We start from the raw sequence: 16520 nt of genomic DNA on the forward strand, positions 1-16520 counted from the left end.
TTGAATTTAGCACTGCTTACATCTGAAATTCAACAATTTATAAACGATCATTTAAAAACTGATCCGACAAAACTTTTGCTAAAATACAAAGCAATTTCGGGCATTCCATTTACTGAAATTATAGAACAAATACAGGCAAAAGCTAGATGCGAAAAAAAGCTGCCAACGTGGTTTTCTACAGAGAATATTTATTTTCCAAACAAGCTCAACATCGAACAAACCTCATCGGAGCAAACAGCTTTTTATAAAGCTACATTGCTGCAAGGAAGCTCTTTAATTGATTTAACAGGTGGTTTTGGTGTAGATTGTTACGCATTTGCAGAAAAGTTTCAAAAAGTAACACATTGTGAAATTTCGCAACAACTTTCCGAAATTGTAACACATAATTATGGTGTACTTAAAGTAGATAATATTCAAACCGTGCATAATGATGGAATTTCGTATTTACAAGAATCATCACAAAAGTATGATTGTATTTATATAGATCCTTCAAGAAGAAATGATGCAAAAGGAAAAGTCTTTTTATTGGAAGATTGTTTGCCTGATGTTGTTTCACATCAAGAGTTGTTATATAGTCATGCAGATACAATTTTGATTAAAACTTCACCTCTATTAGATATTACCAATGGTTTGCGCGCATTAAAACATGTGAAAGAAATTCATGTAGTAGCAGTTCAAAATGAAGTAAAAGAATTGTTGTGGTTACTAGATACAAATAACAACCCAGAAGAAGTAGCAATTAAAACGGTGAATCTTACTAATACAGAAACACTATCCTATAATTTCTTACTTTCAGAAGAAAAACATCAACATGTACAGTATGGACTTCCAAAAAAATACTTGTACGAACCCAATGCTGCTATTATGAAAGCTGGTGGGTTTTCAAGTGTTGCTTATTCCTTTAAACTTGAAAAACTACATCCACATTCACATTTGTACACATCTAATACACTTATAGATTTTCCAGGAAGAAGGTTTGAAATTCAAAAAATAGTACCATTCAATAAGAAGATTTTCAAAAAAGAACTAAATTTATCCAAGGCGAATATTACTACACGCAACTTTCCTGTATCAGTAGCTGCAATTAGGAAAAAATTAACACTCTCAGATGGTGGTGTAGACTTCTTATTCGCAACTACCTTATTATCAGAAAATAAAGTGCTTTTACACTGCTTAAAAGTGTAGAAAAAACTTCCAAAAAAATCGCTTTTACGGTTTTACCGTAGGATTTATAATATGACACCTTATCTCATACTTAAGACTTCTGCCTACATTTGAATCATGCAATACAGTTTTAGGGATTTAGGGGAATCCACTATACTTTGGGGAACTTTGGGAAAAGTTCCCCTTACTTCTTTTATAGGGGCAACCTTTTTTGAAGTATTGTAAACTTATTGGGTATTTTCTTTCATTTAGTGTTTTCTGTCGTCAAAAATTACTTTTTAGCGAATCAATCCATTTTCAAGACAGTTTGAAAAGATAAAAGAATACTTAATTGATAGATTTGAACACCCTTTTAGGTAACTAGTATATAACGATACTTAAAGCCGCGTCTTGAAAAAGGATGCGGTCTTTTTGTTTTTATATAGTATCTAAATCTAATTTTCATAAAACTAAATTTAAAAAAACACATTTTTTACAGTAGACATTTCCTACAATTCAGAGCATTAATCGATTAAATGGGGAGTTTGTAGAAAGAAAACTATTTTTTGCGCTATTGTCTCTCATATTCAATAGTTTTACTCGCGATACATATTATAAATCTATCACATCTTGAATGAATTACATTCTTTTAATAGATTTATATGTTATTCTTTAAGTCGAAAATTATAGTAATATTTATACTAGACAGCAAATAAGAATTCGGAAACGAATTTTTACTATGTTGTATGCAAATACAACAGTTACGAAGGGAGGTTTATGGTAGGGCCTCCCTTTTTTTATTTCTTCTTTTTTACGAACAAATTATATTAGACTCACGTGGCGGACAATACAATACTGAACACTTATAAAAGGCTGTATATGTAGTACGTGGTTCTGGGATTCTACAAGCATCAATGTTGGTTCCTCCTTTAACTTGACCTATCTTAAAATTTGAAATAGGCATTTTGTTCAGTTTTAGATTTTTAAGATTCTTTTTTTTCATAATAAAAAATTTACATTACTTCCTGAATTTTAAAAACGCGTATCAGGAATATAAACGCTTACCACTAAGAGTCGTTTTTTATATTTCGTTACGAAAACATTTTATATTTATGAATCTTTCAATAGAAAAACGATGCTACTCTAACAAAATTAAAGTTTATTAAACACTGTATGCCAATGATTTAAAAACATAAATAATCGTACTCACTCTCCATTTTGCAACTCAATATTTTATGCCTTTTTACTTCTTTTACGAAAATTTAACTTCAAAAATTATTTTTTTAGAAAAACATATTCTAATATTGCAATATGGGAATAACTAAAACAACAGGCTTTTCAGAAGAAGTAAATACAATGTCAGAAGTATTGAAAGCACTTGGACATCCAGCACGATTATCAATTATGCATTATTTGGCAAAGAGTCCTTCCTGCATTTGTAATGATATTGTAATGGAATTACCACTGGCACAACCAACAATTTCTAGACATTTGTCTGAATTAAAAAAAGTAGGATTGATTCAGGGTGAAATTACAGGGAAAAATATATGCTACTGTATCAATCTGAAGAAATGGCAAGAAGTTTTAGCGTATTTAGATACAATTACTATTTCCCTCTCACAAGTAAAAAAATGTTAAACCTTTATATATAAACTTATGAAACTATCAGAAGTTAAAAATCACTTACAACATATAGAACAATTAGATTTTTATTTACCCAATTCACAAAAAGTAGAAAGTCATTTTCATGTGACAGAAGTCGGAATGATTACTAAGAATTTTATTGATTGTGGCGGTGTAGTACGAAATGAAAAAGTAGTTAACTTTCAATTGTGGTCAGCAGATGATGTAGATCACCGTTTAGAACCAAAGAAATTGATGCACATCATAGAACTTTCTGAAAAGGTTTTAGGTATTGAAGATTTGGAAGTTGAGGTTGAATATCAAGCAAATACTATTGGTAAATATGGTTTAGATTTTGCCGATAATCATTTTATCTTAACCACAAAACAAACAGATTGCTTGGCTAAAGATAATTGCGGAATTCCAGCACAAAAACCAAAGATGAAATTTTCTGAATTGCAAGCACAAACAAACGGCGGCTGCGATCCAAATTCAGGTTGTTGTTAAGATAAATAGCACAAACAATAATTATACATTAGAAACGCTATTCTGAGTTCCTAATGTATAATTTGGTATTAAATTAGATTCATATAGACGATTTTGCAAAAAAACGATAACTTTGGCGCAAATTTTTAAGCTATTTATAGAAACAAAGTCTTGATATATGGATAAAGAACTTACAATTGTCGTTCCCGTTTATAATGAAGAAGATAATTTAGAAAGAGTTGAGAAAGAGCTTGGTGCATACGCTGCAGCTGCAAAAATTCCTGTCAAAATTTTGTTTGTAAATGATGGCTCTAAAGATAAAAGTCAGGAAATGATTGAGAAGATTTGTGCTGATAGTACGGTTTTCAATTTTGTATGTTTTGCTGAGAATCGCGGATTGAGCGCTGCCATTAAAGCCGGATTTGATAATACAGATACAAGTTTGGTAGGTTATATTGATTCCGATTTACAAACTGCGCCTGCTGACTTTGATTTACTTTTAGAACATATTGGTGAATTTGATTTGGTTACTGGCGTTCGTGCCAACCGAAAAGATTCATTTGTAAAAAATATGTCTTCAAAAATTGCCAATGGTATTCGTAGAGCGTTTACTAAAGATGGTATGGACGATACAGGTTGTCCGTTAAAAATTATTAAAACAGACTATGCAAAGCGCATTCCGATGTTTAAAGGATTGCACCGTTTTTTACCTGCAATGATTTTGTTGCAAGATGGAAAAATTAAGCAAATACCTGTACAACATTTTCCACGAATTGCTGGAGAAGCAAAATACGGTTTATGGAATCGTCTGTTTGGTCCGCTAATGGATTGTTTTGCCTACGTATGGATGAAGAAAAAGTACATCAACTACTCTATTGCTAAGAAAGGATGATGACTTGGCTCATTTATGGAATTGGTGCGCTTGCACAATTGTTATTTTCTGGAAGAACCTTATTACAATGGGTAATTTCTGAGAAGAACAAAAAAGTATTGACTCCTGCTTTGTTTTGGAAGCTGAGTTTAATTGCTTCTTTCCTACTCTTTGTATACGGTTATTTACGAAACGATTTTGCCATTATGCTTGGGCAAGTACTAACGTATTTTATTTACGTTAGAAACATGCAATTGCAAGGAGAATGGAAACGCATGCATCAATTGGTGCGTATTTTTATCATCATCTTTCCATTGATTATCATTGCTATTGGCTATAACAACAACAAACAAGATATTTACAATTTACTCAACAGTCAAGATATTCCAGATTGGTTGTTGTATTTAGGAATCATTTCTCAAATTATTTTTACCTTACGCTTTGTATATCAGTGGATTTATTCGGAACGAAAAAAAGAATCGAGTTTGCCTTTAGGTTTTTGGATGTTGAGTTTGCTTGGCGCGAGTTTAATATTTACCTATGCCATTTTTAGAAAAGATCCTATTCTGATTGCAGGTCATATATTTGGTATTGTCACCTACGTTAGAAACATAATGCTTTTAAGAAATCAGTCATGAATTTTATACAGGAGAAAAATTACGTTTGGATACTCGTTATAGTATGTTTTTTTATCTTTTTTATGAATCTTGATGTATTGTATCCGAATATCATGGAAGCGCGAAACTTTATTACAGCGCGCGAAATGGTATCTGATGATAGCTGGTTATTGACTACAATGAACGGCGAAGCGCGTTATGAAAAACCGCCGTTACCAACTTGGTTAGCTGCTTTTGGCGGAATGCTCTTTAGCTTTAAAAGCTTAATTGCATTGCGAGTTCCTTCTGCAATTATCACATTTATTTTGGTGCTTTTCTCCTATCGTTTTGGAGTGAAATTCTTGAAAGATAAAAAACAAGCATTTATCAATAGCTTAATTTTAGCGACTTCGTTTTATATCATTTTTGCAGGTAGAAATGGAACTTGGGATATTTTTGCGCACGGTTTTATGATTATTGGAATTTACTTTATTTTTCAATTCTTTTCCGAAGACTCAAAAATATGGCGTAATGCATTACTAGCCGGAACTTTTATAGGTTTGTCCTTTATGAGTAAAGGTCCTGTGTCACACTTTGCACTCTTTTTACCTTTTATCATTGCCTATAGTATTGTATACAAATATTCAAACTTTAAGAAAAAATGGTTGCCGCTGGTCGGATTAATTTTGGTAACTGCAATTATTTCTGCTTGGTGGCCGTATTATATCACTGTAATGGATGGTGATACTGCCAAAGCTATTGCAGAGAAAGAAACTACTGCTTGGAAAGATCGTAATGTACGTCCATTTTATTACTATTGGAGCTTCTTTGTGCAATCGGGAGTTTGGACAGTAGTTGCCTTTGTTAGCTTGTTGTATCCATATTTAAAAACTCGTGTAGAGAATTTGAAAGCGTATAAATTCAGTTTGTTTTGGACTTTGGCTGCCGTAGTATTATTATCATTGATTCCTGAAAAGAAATCGCGCTACTTATTGCCTGTTTTAATTCCGTTAGCATACACAACGAGCTTTTTTATTATGTATGTTTTTAGATCGTTTCAATCGAAAATGGAAAAGTTTGAACGCATTCCGATATACTTAAATTTTGGCTTGATCGGATTGGTTGGATTGGCGTTTCCAATTGCAGGATATATTTTCTTAAAAGATAATCTCACAGGATTTTACACACCTTTTATAATCACTTCCTTACTATTGGTTCCGATTGGATTTTTTATTCTGAAATACCTTTATGAGCGAAAAATTCAGCGTGTTTTCTACTTGATTGTTTTCTTTCTAATGACGACAATTACGTTTGGTTTTCCATTGGCAAATGCATTTTTGGAAAATCCGAAGTATAATTCACTAGAAGACATATCGCGCAAAGCGGAAACTGAAAAGATTCCTGTGTATATGTTTAATATTCAATCGCCTGAATTGGTGTGGGATTATGGTGGAAAAGTTTCGTTGCTACATAGTCACGCCTTAGAAATTCCGAAAGAAACTACATTCAAAGCATTGGTGATGATTGGCGCTAAGAAAAGTTTAGAAAAAGCGTTTCCAAATTACAGAATTACACACCTAGAAACCTTTGATTTGAATCCAATTGAAGACACTAAGAAAGGATATAAAGATCGTTTGCGAACAGATATGTACTTGATTGAAAAGAATTAAGTAAAAAAAGCGAACCGAAATTCGCTTTATCTTTTAAGTCTAACAATGTCCAATTGCTGAACCACACGTATCAGCAAAATCAGAACCACAGTTACATACTGAATGTGGATTTGTTTCTGGAGTTGGTCCTGGATCTTCAATGCAACCATCTGTAGGACACCAATCCGATGCTTTATATGGAGGTCTTCCTCCAGATACATTGTCAATTTTAGAAATTTGCTTCTTGTTTAATGATAAACCTTTAAAATTTCTTTTTTTCATAATACATGATTTTTAGATTAATAATGATGTAAATGTACCTTAGAGAAAAAGGTATTAAAAGAAATGTAACATACGATTCCGCGAAACGTAGCTTCGAATTCCGCGAATTATCGGAAGTAAAAAATTTGTAGTAAAGACTTCTATTATTTCAAAGTTAGACACCTGAAAATCAAAGTGTTTTCAAGTTTACTTTATAACTCTCTAAACCAAGCCAATTGTTCGGCAACACCTTCTTCCAAAGTTACGATTGGATTGTAGTTTAAGAGTTCTCGAGCTTTATCAATGTTTGCTTTTGTACGTTGCTGATCGCCCGAACGCGGTGGTAAATCTTCAAATTTGATAGTTGTATTGAGTAATTTTTCAACTGCATCTACACCTTGTTGCGTTGTGTATTCGGCTTCGGTTCCAATGTTAAATATTTCACCATTACACACTTCTTCTTTTCCAATAACACTTGTAATTCCTTGAACAATATCACTTACATGCGTAAAACTGCGTAAATGCGATAAGCTGCCTTGAAATAGCGGAAATGTTTTGTTGTTCAATCCGCAGTCTAAAAGCTTCGTAAAGAGCTTGTCTGGGCGTTCTCGCGAACCGTATACAGAATATAAACGTAAGGAACAGCTTTTGAGTTGATTCAGCCTTGAGCTGCATAAAACTAATTGTTCTGCGGCAAGTTTTGTAACTCCATAATGCGAAGCAGGTTTTGGTGCCACCGTTTCTGGAAATGTAGCATTTAAGCCATAAATAGATGAAGTTCCAATATTTACAAACAACTTTAAAGAAGCCTGTTTCAAAGCGTACGATAGTAAATTTTGAGTCGCAATGACATTGTTTGTCAAATAATCTTCAAAAGTAGAAGTCGCTGCAATACCAGGTTGTGCTGCAAAGTGGAAAATATAATCAATTGTTTCTGGCAGTTTTTCAACGGAAGTTACTTCGCGTAAATCGGCTTGTAAAATTTCAATTCCTTTGGCACGTAATACAGCAGCATTTTTATCTTTTAGCGCAATTGGATAGTAATTTGAAAAATTATCGATTCCTACAACTTCATGACCTAAACTATGCAAATGTTCTGCTACATGTGAACCTATAAAACCTGCAATTCCCGTAATAAGTATCTTCATTGATATACTTCCTAAAATGTTTGACGCATAAAAGTATAAATAATTTATGGAATGCTTTTGTAATTTTTGAATTCTATAACTTTTATATGGAAAATCAAAAGGCTTTCCATTACGGAAAGCCTTTCTAATATGCATAATCAACGCAAAAATTTGATACAGTTTTTCAGTTGGTCTGATGCTTGTATCTATTATACATATTTCCCTTATTGATAATAATTGTTTGTATTTAATTAGTAAGGATTCCAAAAATTGATGTCATGACGCGCAGTTGCCATAGTAAATAATAATAAATCTTTTGATTTGCTCGATAGGTTTGAGTTTAGTATTGAATTTTCTGTTTGAATAGAATATTGAATATATCCATTTAATGTATTAGAACTTTCTTGCGCTAGAAAGTACATTTCTAATATTTGACGCTCCGTTGATGATATTCTTCCTTCATTTTCATGTATCCTAACAACTTTTGACATTTTATAGTCATTGTTTTGAAGTAGTGAAATCATATTAGCATAGAACGCATTAAATTCGCTCTCTGTCATAGCATTTGTTGAATTAACATATATATTATTTGAAGCTAAATAATTGTGTGTAAAATTAATAGCGTTCGTAAAATTAAAAACTCCATTTGGATATATTTGATTTCTATGAATAATCAATGCGTCTTCTAAAACTTCTGCATGATATCTTCCAGCATAATCTAATGGATTTGCTGCGTTTATTACACTTCCTATTGGATTTCCTCCGTTACCATTTGCTGGACACACCTGTCCGCTAGTCGCTTTTTGAGATGCCGCAATTCCTACAGATACTGCCTGTCCTACATCTCCATTTTTCATATATTCTTCTAGTCCAGCTTCAATATCTGGTATAAAATCGTTAGGTTCAAATGCCTTGCTATTTGGTGAAGGTATTTTTCCTTCTAGTGACGCTAAAAAGTCATTTGTTATTTTTGAAATTTCTTCAATAGCTTTATTCTCTGCACTGATTTCTTTTGTTATTTCTTCTGAACAACTACTTATTAAAAGTATGAATGTTACGATTGATACTATATTTATATATTTTTTCATGATTCATTAAATTGATTAATAGTTAGTTTTTATACGCCGTAAGGATTCCAATAGTTAAAGTCATGACGTGCTGTTGCCATCGTAAATAATAAAAAGTCTTTTGTACTTTGTGAATAACTTGAGTTGAGTACCATTTGTTCAACTTGTATAGAGTACTGAATATAAGAACTAAGCGATGTAGCGCCTTCTTGCATCGTAAAATAAGAGTGTAATATTTGACTTTCTAAAGAAGATATTTTTCCCTGAGCTCTCATCTTTAATATCGCTTCTGATAATAAATTATTTACAGATTGAAGCTCTTGTCGTAATTGATTGTAATATTGATTAAATGAACTTGATGTATGACTATTTGACTGACTTACATTTTCACCATACATTACCAATAAACTTCGCGTTACTTCTGCTGATCTGTCATAATTAAACACTCCATTTGGCGCAACATAATTATATTTCTGTGTTAATTGGTGGTGTAAAATATCTACATGGTATTTTCCTGCATGATCTAATGGATTTCCAGTATTGTCAGCTCCACTACCTGGATTTGGTTGCGCAACTCCACTAGAAGCTAAGCCAGAAGCTGCAATTCCGTCTGCATACACACTGTCCATATCACTTGGATCGTTGTTATAAGAATCAATTGCAGCTTTAATATCAACTGCCGCAATTGCAGGATCAATAGCTTTCGTATGTATCGTTATTTTGTCTTGTGCTTTCAAAAAATCGTCTGTCAATTGACGAATATCTTGAAGCGTTGTATCTTCAGTATTTTCTATTAATCGATCGTCTTCACTACATCCAATAATCAAGAGTGAACACACACATGGAATTAAATAATATATTATTTTTTTCATCGTTGTTGTTTTGTTAATGACCTCTACTCTTTTAAAAAGGTTTTCGAGTTTCCCTTGATAGATCTACATCTATATGGGAAGTTTTGAGAGATTCATTACCCAACTAAAAATGAAAAAAAGCTAGTCTTTTTTAAAAAACTAGCTTACCATATTGTTTTTGAATACTTTATGTTATCTAAAAATTTTCTTTCTGTAGTAAAAGAATACCAGAATTAACATAATAATTCCAATTGTAATCGTTGTAGTATTTAGCCAAGACTGACTTGTAACTGGATTTGTACTTCCTGTAAGTGTAAATGCTGCCCAAAAATAGGGAACGTTTTGCTCAGTTTCATGCAGCTGCAGATATTTCTTTTTGGCAAGTTGCAATGCCTTAGATTTAGAATTCCCATTTTCTAATTCGGTATAAAAAGTTTGCAAAATTTCATTCCCTGCTTTTTCATTTACATTCCATTGTGAAGCCAATACACTTTGCGTTCCGTTATAGAAAAATCCTCTGGAAAGATTGATGATTCCTTCCCCAGAAATATTAACACCATCATTGGTTTTACAGGCATCTAAAACGACCAATTCTGCCTGATTTTCAAGTCCAAAAAGTTCATTGAGTGTCATATTACTGTCTTGAAAAGCAATCCAAGGTGTTTGTGTTAGGCTGTCTAAACCTGCATGTGTGTTGAGGTGAATAATCTCAAAATTGTTTCTATGCTTTAAAAAGTTAGCTTTGGTAGCTTGTTCTTTTTGTAAGATTAGTGAAGTTGTATCTTGTTTAAAAAATTGAAATACTTCTGTAGCACCTGCTAATGTTGGCAACTCTTTATTTTGAAATTCAATCGGTGCGATGGCCAATAGCTTTTTTGTAGGTGTGTTTTGTTTTTTCTGAATTTGCTCAAAGAGTGAAAATGATTGTAAATATGAAATTTCTGTTGTATTGATAAGATAGCTTTCAGATAATTTTCCAGTAGTCTGCATTGGTAATAACTCGAACGGAATGTATTGCAACGTATGATCGGAAATAATGGTGATTTTTTTGTTTTGCAAACGTTTTAAAGCATTTTCAAATGGAAACAATTTTTGAAACACCTGATGTCCAATTACTCGAAATTCTTTTCGTTCTTTAGTATCCAACGGTTTGGTCATAAAGTTTCGTAGAGATGCTAGTTGCTTTTGAAATTCTGTAGCATTTTCAATTTTGAAAAAGTTTAGGGTTTGTCCATCGTAGTAAATTCCGTAACCATCAGTTTCGTGTAAAATATATTCTACAAAAGCAGTTTCTTTTGCTTTATATTTTTTTATGACACTTTCTAAAGAGACAATAGCTATTTTTTCTTTGGTTTTTATGTATTGAGGATACGCTCTTTGCATGGAATCCATAAAAGTTTGAAACTCTCTCTTTTTGGTTGCAAATTTTTGCTGAGTTAATTCATTATCTATTTCTTGCAGAAATTGCTTTTGTAAATTAAGTACTTCGTAGTTCAAATTATATTCTCGTTCCAATAAATCTTTAGGAATATCGAGAGCTAGTTTCGCTTGTAGTGTTTTTATATTTTCTTGAAGTAATAATGCTTTGTTTTTTTCCATAAAATAGAAAGCGTTTTCTATATCATTTAAAAGATAACATGTTTCTACTGCAAGCATATAGACATTGACTCCTCTTCCTATCCAAAACAATTTAGACGCTTCAGTATCGGTTTCATATCGAATTAAAGACACTAATTCATCAATTAACACAACCGTTTTTTTAGCCTTTAAAAGGTACTTTTTTTCTTTTTTTTGTTCGAAAGCTTCCACATAATGATCCGCTAAATCGATCAAATAGGTTAATGCTTCTTGTTCGGATTCTGCTTCTTTGATTTGTGATAATGTTGGTAACTGAAAGTCGTTATTTAACGGTTCTTTTTGTTCTGAACATATTGCGACTGCCTTTTCTAAATATGGAATTTTTTCATCTGCAAATTTTGTATTCAAAAAATATCCTTTGCAATTATATGCATTGGCTATTTGATATATATCATCAGAATTATCAATAACTCTTTGATAAAGTTGATTGGCAAGTTGATGCTTTTTTTGTCTAGAATACACTATTCCGATGTTAAGAGTTACATCCCTTTCTTCATACAAGTCTTCAATTTCTTTATATATTTTTTGTGCTTTTTTATAAAATTTTAATGCTTCTTCTAACTCTTGAAAACTATCGTACACATTAGCTAAATTGGTATAAATTCCCGCAAGTTTATCTTCCGATGATTGAAAAAAATCAAGATTATCCTCAATGTTTTTTTGATAAAATTTCACAGCAGCTAAATCTGAAGTATCTTCTTTAACCTCAAATGAGGTCTCATAAATTTTTGAATATATGGCTATGACACCTCCAGATAATAGACTTTTAAAATCAGCATTCTTTGATAGTTTTTTATTTAAAAGACCATCGTTTAAATACTGCAAAGCCTTGTAAAAATCACCTATATCTCTTTCAATGTTTGCTAATTTCCGATACGAATTACAAGTATATTTATCATTCTCATTGGCATGAACAATTTGCAATAAGATAGTATAAGCATCTGATACCTGTTTCAATTTTTGATATACAGATGCTTTTAGGTATAAACTTTTGTTTAGCGAGGTTTTATCTTTAAGTTGCTGTTTTATTTGAATCGCTTTTGTTAGATATAACAGCGCATTTTCATAATCTTTAGCCTTGTTATAACTTCGTGCCAATTCATGAAAAAGGACAGCTTTTTCTTTTTTAGTTTTAGAAATATCAGTGTCAGAAATCAACACCTTAAATTTCTTTATACGTTCTTCTGCTTTTGGAATCTCATTGATGCTATCAATACTATCTGACAAATCATCATTCTGAGCATAACCAATGCTTTGAATACAAATAAATAATACTACAAATATGGATCTTAGAGAAAAAGTCATTTCTCCTCTAAAGTAAACATTAATTATTAATCGAATGGAATAATTAGCCTATTGAAATATGTATTTCTAAGATCGCCATCTAAATCTCCAAATGTATCAGATACAATAGTTCCTCGTTCACTTAATTCATCTTTTAACTCTTCAGGCGAAAGAATACCATCTTCATAAAATATATTAGCTACTTCTATAGTTACCTGTGGAGCTGCAAACGAAGTTCCTTGTACAAAAACGTCGTAAAAAGGAATTCCTTCTCCTTGGGCAAAAAAATCAACACTAAAAGCACCATAATTCGAAAAGTCTGAAATTTTTGACTTTTCTTCATTGGAAGATGCAACCGCTATAACATTTGTTTGCTCATATGACGAAGGAAAGTGTCTTAACATATCGTTATCGCTTGAAAGGTTTCCTGCTGAGGTTACAAAGATTACATTACTATTTGCTTCCACAATATTTAAAAAAATAGATTCTAAAGATTCCCCAAAACCATCATCATACCATCCCATACTTATACTAACAACATCTGCTCTTTCTGCCGCATATAAAGTGCCACATAAAAAATTAAAGTAGCTAGCTTGCCCCAAAGAATTGGAAACTTTTACTGGCAATATTTGATGTGGCACTCCATTAGTAGTTAGTGCGCTAGTAATCATATTTGCAATAATACTTCCATGTTTTCCTTCATCATCATCAAAAGTATTGGGATCTCCATTTACAAAGTCCCAACCAGACTTTTCATCACCTACAGCAACGCCATCAACATTAAACAAAAATTTATTTGCCATTGTACCAGTATTGAATACAGTTAAACCTGTAGCAACTCCCGAATCAACTACAGCTATTGTGACACCTGAATTTGTTTCTTTTATATATGAAACATATCCAGTATCCAAATCAGTTCCAGTGTATGGACTATCTATGTCTAAACCAAATACAAATTCATAGTCAACTTCAAGAACTCCAGTAGTACTTTCGTCATCTACCTGATCCTTTATAGAGCGTCTTTTAGGTTCAATATTTACAACTCCTCCAAAAGACCAAAGTTCAATGTCTTTATTTGTACAATAACAAACTTCATAGTTTGTTACTCCATTAAACATTCTTATAGTATTTTTTTCAGGATCGGTTGTACCATCTTTAAATTGTACTATTAATTCTGTATCTGAATATGTAGGAAAAAAATTGGATTTACTGGTGATATTTGCGGAACTCGTTTTCGGAACCTTACCTGTTTCATTTTCTACAACTGTCTTTTCAAGCACATCATCTGTGGTACATGAACAAACTACTATTGCAAATACAAATGCAATAAGTTTTTGTATATTTCTCATAATATTTAATTTTTGCGTTTATATATAGGGGAATAAACACCGAAAACATTACCCAATATTTTTAATTATAATTTATATTCATGAAAGATAGTGAAAGATTTATTAATGCACTTATCTCTGGAAACGAGAAAGTTACATTAGAAATTTACAATAAATTATTTCCCAAAATAAAATCATTTATCCTCAAAAACAGAGGCGATTCTCAAGATGCTTCTGATGTTTTTCATGATGGACTCATGTATATCATCGTCACACAAAAGGAAAAAAGAACTGAAATAAAGTCCTTTGAAGCCTACTTATTTGTGGTTTGTAAAAATATTTGGAAAAAAACTTTGAAAAATAAGGTAATAAAAACAGATACTCATACCCTAGTAGACAAAGAGGAAGAGTTAAGCACTTTTATTGTTGAACAGGAATTGTTTGATTTTTACATTGAAAAGTTTGATTTGCTCTCTGATAATTGTAAAGAAATTTTAAGTAGTTATTTTAATGGTCTTAGCTACGAGGAAATTCTAACCGAATATGCATACGCATCTATTAATACGGTACGCCAACGTGTTTTTAAATGCAGAACAAAACTTATAAAACTAATAAAAGAAGACAAACTATTTCAAAAATTAAAGAAATGGCAATAGAACTTACAGAAAAATTATTAGCACAAATTGACGGTTATTTAAAAGGTACTTTATCAATCACTGAAAGTGACGCTTTTAAAAAACGTTTGCAAAACGAACCCGAATTACAGGAAGAAGTTCGTTTACAGCAACAACTATTTGATACGCTAGGTACAGAAGAATGGCATACAATTCATGCAGCAAACAATAAAGAACGTTTGGCTGAATTGAAATCTAAAATAAGAAGTAAAGAATACCAAAACTTGTCTGCCAACATTCGCAATGCAGAAACCGTGTATTTTAATCAGGAAAATAAAGGACGATCTTTCCAAAAGTATTATCGTTACATCGCTGCTGCAGCTGTAATTATTCTATTTTTTGGAATTTATGTTACACAGATAAATTCTTCTTATAGTTCCTATTATGAAGATCATATAAATTGGTCCGAAGAACTGCCATCTTTTACTGAAAAAGGGCAACAAAAAGACTTTTTCTATCAAGGAGAAGTCGCTTTTAAACAAGAAAAATATAAAGAAGCTGCTGCATTTTTTCAAAAAGTAACTCCAACACACGAATTGTATACGCACAGCTTAGTAAATCTTGGCGCGTCTTATGACATGCTTGATGAAAATGAAAAAGCCATTGCCACTTTTCAAAAATTAGCAAGCGTAGACGATGTGTATGAAAATTCCAAAGGAAATTGGTATACTGCCATGATGTATCTTAAAATGGAGAATAAAGATAAAGCTATTGAAGCATTGCGAAAAAATATAGTAGATACTGAGAGTTTTAAATATAATGAAGCAAAAATTTTATTACGAAAACTAGAATAAAAAAACATACATTCAATTATAATTCAATTAAAAAACGAACTAATCAGTTCGTTTTTTTTATAGGTTTGATTTAAAAATAAAGCGCTATTAAACAACTATTTGCAACCATTTACCTCTATCATCTAATTTCCTAAAATTTTATTTTTTGTCTTTTCTTGGGTAATGAATGTGCTTAATCTTCCCATATAAGTAATTAATCACAAAATACTTATACAATGAAAAAGCACTATTTTATTTTACTATTAGGATTATTCGTTTCAATTGCCAACGCACAATGGAACAATACATTTCCATATCCAAACACAGGAGAAGTAGGAATTGGAACAGGAACAAGTCAAAGCAACGTACACTTCAATTTTCAAGTACACGGAATTACAGATTATATAGTTTCTAGTAGTTCAAGTCATTTACCATCTGCCAGAGCTGCACAAACAAAAAACATAAGAGGCGCTAGTTTAAACTACGGAAAAACAGCACGTATCGGAATAACAAACTCGGTAACAGGAGGAAATAGCACTGATGGAACTGTCCTCAGAATGTCTAAATATGATTTTAGCATTACCAATCAAGAGAAAAAAAATATGAGCTTCCGTACTGGAAATGTTGGATTAACAATGAATGGTTCGCACAAAAGAATCTGGATGGGTTCAGATGGCTTTTACCTACCAAACACAAGTCCTGAGCAAGCAGCGGTTAATGTTGTTTCTACTTTTGATAATGGATTATTTATTCGTTCAAACAGTAGTCAAGGTTCTAAATTTGGTTTGAGTGTACGTATGAAAAACAACAAGCATAATTCTATACAAGTCGTAAGTACCAATGGAAACGATGTAAACTTTGCAGTTCGTCCAAATGGAGAAGTGTATGCACGAAAGTATACAACAACCTTAAATCCTTTTCCAGATTATGTGTTTGAGAACGATTACAATTTAATGCCGCTAGACGAATTAAGAACATTTGTTACTACCAATAAACATTTGCCAAACATTCCAACAGCCAAAACAGTTGAAAAAGAAGGTGCCGATTTAGGTGAAATGAATCGTTTGCTTGTTGAAAAAGTAGAGGAACTTACGTTGTATGTTTTACAATTGGAAGAAAGATTGAAAAAAGTTGAAACACAAAAATAAA

15 protein-coding genes are annotated in these 16520 nt (G+C 32.0%); 9 read left to right on the forward strand and 6 right to left on the reverse strand.

The window, feature by feature from the left end; genetic code table 11:
• From ACRBBL_RS19150 to ACRBBL_RS19175, 6 genes are all read left to right on the forward strand, one after another.
• Entirely contained in the window at positions 1–1185 is a 1185-nt protein-coding gene (locus ACRBBL_RS19150; RefSeq protein WP_431370694.1) for a THUMP-like domain-containing protein, read from the forward strand.
• A 1269-nt stretch (positions 1186–2454) separates the two neighbouring features.
• A complete protein-coding gene (locus ACRBBL_RS19155) occupies positions 2455–2781 on the forward strand; it encodes an ArsR/SmtB family transcription factor (RefSeq protein WP_431370695.1) in 327 nt (108 codons plus the stop codon).
• An 18-nt stretch (positions 2782–2799) separates the two neighbouring features.
• Positions 2800–3273 (forward strand): DUF6428 family protein, encoded by a 474-nt coding sequence (locus ACRBBL_RS19160; RefSeq protein ID WP_431370696.1) that lies wholly within the window; start codon positions 2800–2802, stop codon positions 3271–3273.
• 157 nt (positions 3274–3430) lie between these two features.
• On the forward strand, positions 3431–4144 hold the full coding sequence (locus ACRBBL_RS19165; protein WP_431370697.1) for a glycosyltransferase: 714 nt from the start codon (positions 3431–3433) through the stop codon (positions 4142–4144).
• Entirely contained in the window at positions 4141–4761 is a 621-nt protein-coding gene (locus tag ACRBBL_RS19170) for a lipid-A-disaccharide synthase N-terminal domain-containing protein (protein ID WP_431370698.1), read from the forward strand. Before ACRBBL_RS19165 ends, ACRBBL_RS19170 begins: the two co-directional genes overlap by 4 nt.
• A 62-nt stretch (positions 4762–4823) precedes the next feature.
• Positions 4824–6389, forward strand: coding sequence for an ArnT family glycosyltransferase (locus tag ACRBBL_RS19175; RefSeq protein ID WP_431370699.1), 1566 nt, complete (start codon positions 4824–4826; stop codon positions 6387–6389).
• A 39-nt stretch (positions 6390–6428) separates the two neighbouring features.
• On the opposite strand, the gene ACRBBL_RS19180 is transcribed toward ACRBBL_RS19175, so the two are convergent.
• The 6 genes from ACRBBL_RS19180 to ACRBBL_RS19205 form a co-directional block, all read right to left on the reverse strand.
• Positions 6429–6650 carry a hypothetical protein gene (locus tag ACRBBL_RS19180; RefSeq protein ID WP_431370700.1) on the reverse strand — a complete coding sequence of 74 codons (222 nt, stop codon included), beginning with the start codon at positions 6648–6650 and terminating at the stop codon, positions 6429–6431.
• 191 nt (positions 6651–6841) lie between these two features.
• Positions 6842–7777 (reverse strand): NAD-dependent epimerase/dehydratase family protein, encoded by a 936-nt coding sequence (locus tag ACRBBL_RS19185; RefSeq protein WP_431370796.1) that lies wholly within the window; start codon positions 7775–7777, stop codon positions 6842–6844.
• A 230-nt stretch (positions 7778–8007) separates the two neighbouring features.
• Positions 8008–8844, reverse strand: coding sequence for a hypothetical protein (locus tag ACRBBL_RS19190; RefSeq protein WP_431370701.1), 837 nt, complete (start codon positions 8842–8844; stop codon positions 8008–8010).
• A gap of 29 nt (positions 8845–8873) precedes the next feature.
• Entirely contained in the window at positions 8874–9695 is an 822-nt protein-coding gene (locus ACRBBL_RS19195) for a hypothetical protein (protein ID WP_431370702.1), read from the reverse strand.
• A 171-nt stretch (positions 9696–9866) separates the two neighbouring features.
• Entirely contained in the window at positions 9867–12617 is a 2751-nt protein-coding gene (locus tag ACRBBL_RS19200; RefSeq protein WP_431370703.1) for a CHAT domain-containing protein, read from the reverse strand.
• A gap of 26 nt (positions 12618–12643) precedes the next feature.
• A complete protein-coding gene (locus ACRBBL_RS19205) occupies positions 12644–13945 on the reverse strand; it encodes a S8 family peptidase (RefSeq protein ID WP_431370704.1) in 1302 nt (433 codons plus the stop codon).
• Between the two features lie 80 nt (positions 13946–14025).
• Between ACRBBL_RS19205 and ACRBBL_RS19210 the strand changes: the two genes are divergently transcribed.
• The 3 genes from ACRBBL_RS19210 (at position 14026) to ACRBBL_RS19220 (ending at position 16519) form a co-directional block, all read left to right on the forward strand.
• Positions 14026–14580, forward strand: a complete 555-nt coding sequence (locus ACRBBL_RS19210) for an RNA polymerase sigma factor (RefSeq protein ID WP_431370705.1) — start codon at positions 14026–14028, stop codon at positions 14578–14580.
• On the forward strand, positions 14571–15392 hold the full coding sequence (locus tag ACRBBL_RS19215; RefSeq protein WP_431370706.1) for a tetratricopeptide repeat protein: 822 nt from the start codon (positions 14571–14573) through the stop codon (positions 15390–15392). The genes ACRBBL_RS19210 and ACRBBL_RS19215 overlap by 10 nt, the downstream gene beginning before the upstream one ends.
• Positions 15393–15607: 215 nt before the next feature.
• Positions 15608–16519 (forward strand): hypothetical protein, encoded by a 912-nt coding sequence (locus tag ACRBBL_RS19220; protein WP_431370707.1) that lies wholly within the window; start codon positions 15608–15610, stop codon positions 16517–16519.
• The last annotated feature ends 1 nt before the right edge of the window (position 16520 follow it).

The sequence above is a fragment of the Kordia sp. genome, from assembly GCF_050633145.1.
GTDB lineage: Bacteria > Bacteroidota > Bacteroidia > Flavobacteriales > Flavobacteriaceae > Kordia.

Excerpts from the sequence above, each read along its gene's own strand:
- ACRBBL_RS19220 (WP_431370707.1), top strand. The coding sequence starts at position 15,608 with ATGAAAAAGCACTATTTTATTTTACTATTAGGATTATTCGTTTCAATT.
- ACRBBL_RS19185 (WP_431370796.1), bottom strand. The coding sequence starts at position 7,777 with ATGAAGATACTTATTACGGGAATTGCAGGTTTTATAGGTTCACATGTA.
- ACRBBL_RS19180 (WP_431370700.1), bottom strand. The coding sequence starts at position 6,650 with ATGAAAAAAAGAAATTTTAAAGGTTTATCATTAAACAAGAAGCAAATT.
- ACRBBL_RS19160 (WP_431370696.1), top strand. The coding sequence starts at position 2,800 with ATGAAACTATCAGAAGTTAAAAATCACTTACAACATATAGAACAATTA.
- ACRBBL_RS19205 (WP_431370704.1), bottom strand. The coding sequence starts at position 13,945 with ATGAGAAATATACAAAAACTTATTGCATTTGTATTTGCAATAGTAGTT.
- ACRBBL_RS19200 (WP_431370703.1), bottom strand. The coding sequence starts at position 12,617 with ATGACTTTTTCTCTAAGATCCATATTTGTAGTATTATTTATTTGTATT.
- ACRBBL_RS19170 (WP_431370698.1), top strand. The coding sequence starts at position 4,141 with ATGATGACTTGGCTCATTTATGGAATTGGTGCGCTTGCACAATTGTTA.
- ACRBBL_RS19210 (WP_431370705.1), top strand. The coding sequence starts at position 14,026 with ATGAAAGATAGTGAAAGATTTATTAATGCACTTATCTCTGGAAACGAG.
- ACRBBL_RS19155 (WP_431370695.1), top strand. The coding sequence starts at position 2,455 with ATGGGAATAACTAAAACAACAGGCTTTTCAGAAGAAGTAAATACAATG.
- ACRBBL_RS19165 (WP_431370697.1), top strand. The coding sequence starts at position 3,431 with ATGGATAAAGAACTTACAATTGTCGTTCCCGTTTATAATGAAGAAGAT.
- ACRBBL_RS19190 (WP_431370701.1), bottom strand. The coding sequence starts at position 8,844 with ATGAAAAAATATATAAATATAGTATCAATCGTAACATTCATACTTTTA.
- ACRBBL_RS19195 (WP_431370702.1), bottom strand. The coding sequence starts at position 9,695 with ATGAAAAAAATAATATATTATTTAATTCCATGTGTGTGTTCACTCTTG.
- ACRBBL_RS19175 (WP_431370699.1), top strand. The coding sequence starts at position 4,824 with ATGAATCTTGATGTATTGTATCCGAATATCATGGAAGCGCGAAACTTT.
- ACRBBL_RS19215 (WP_431370706.1), top strand. The coding sequence starts at position 14,571 with ATGGCAATAGAACTTACAGAAAAATTATTAGCACAAATTGACGGTTAT.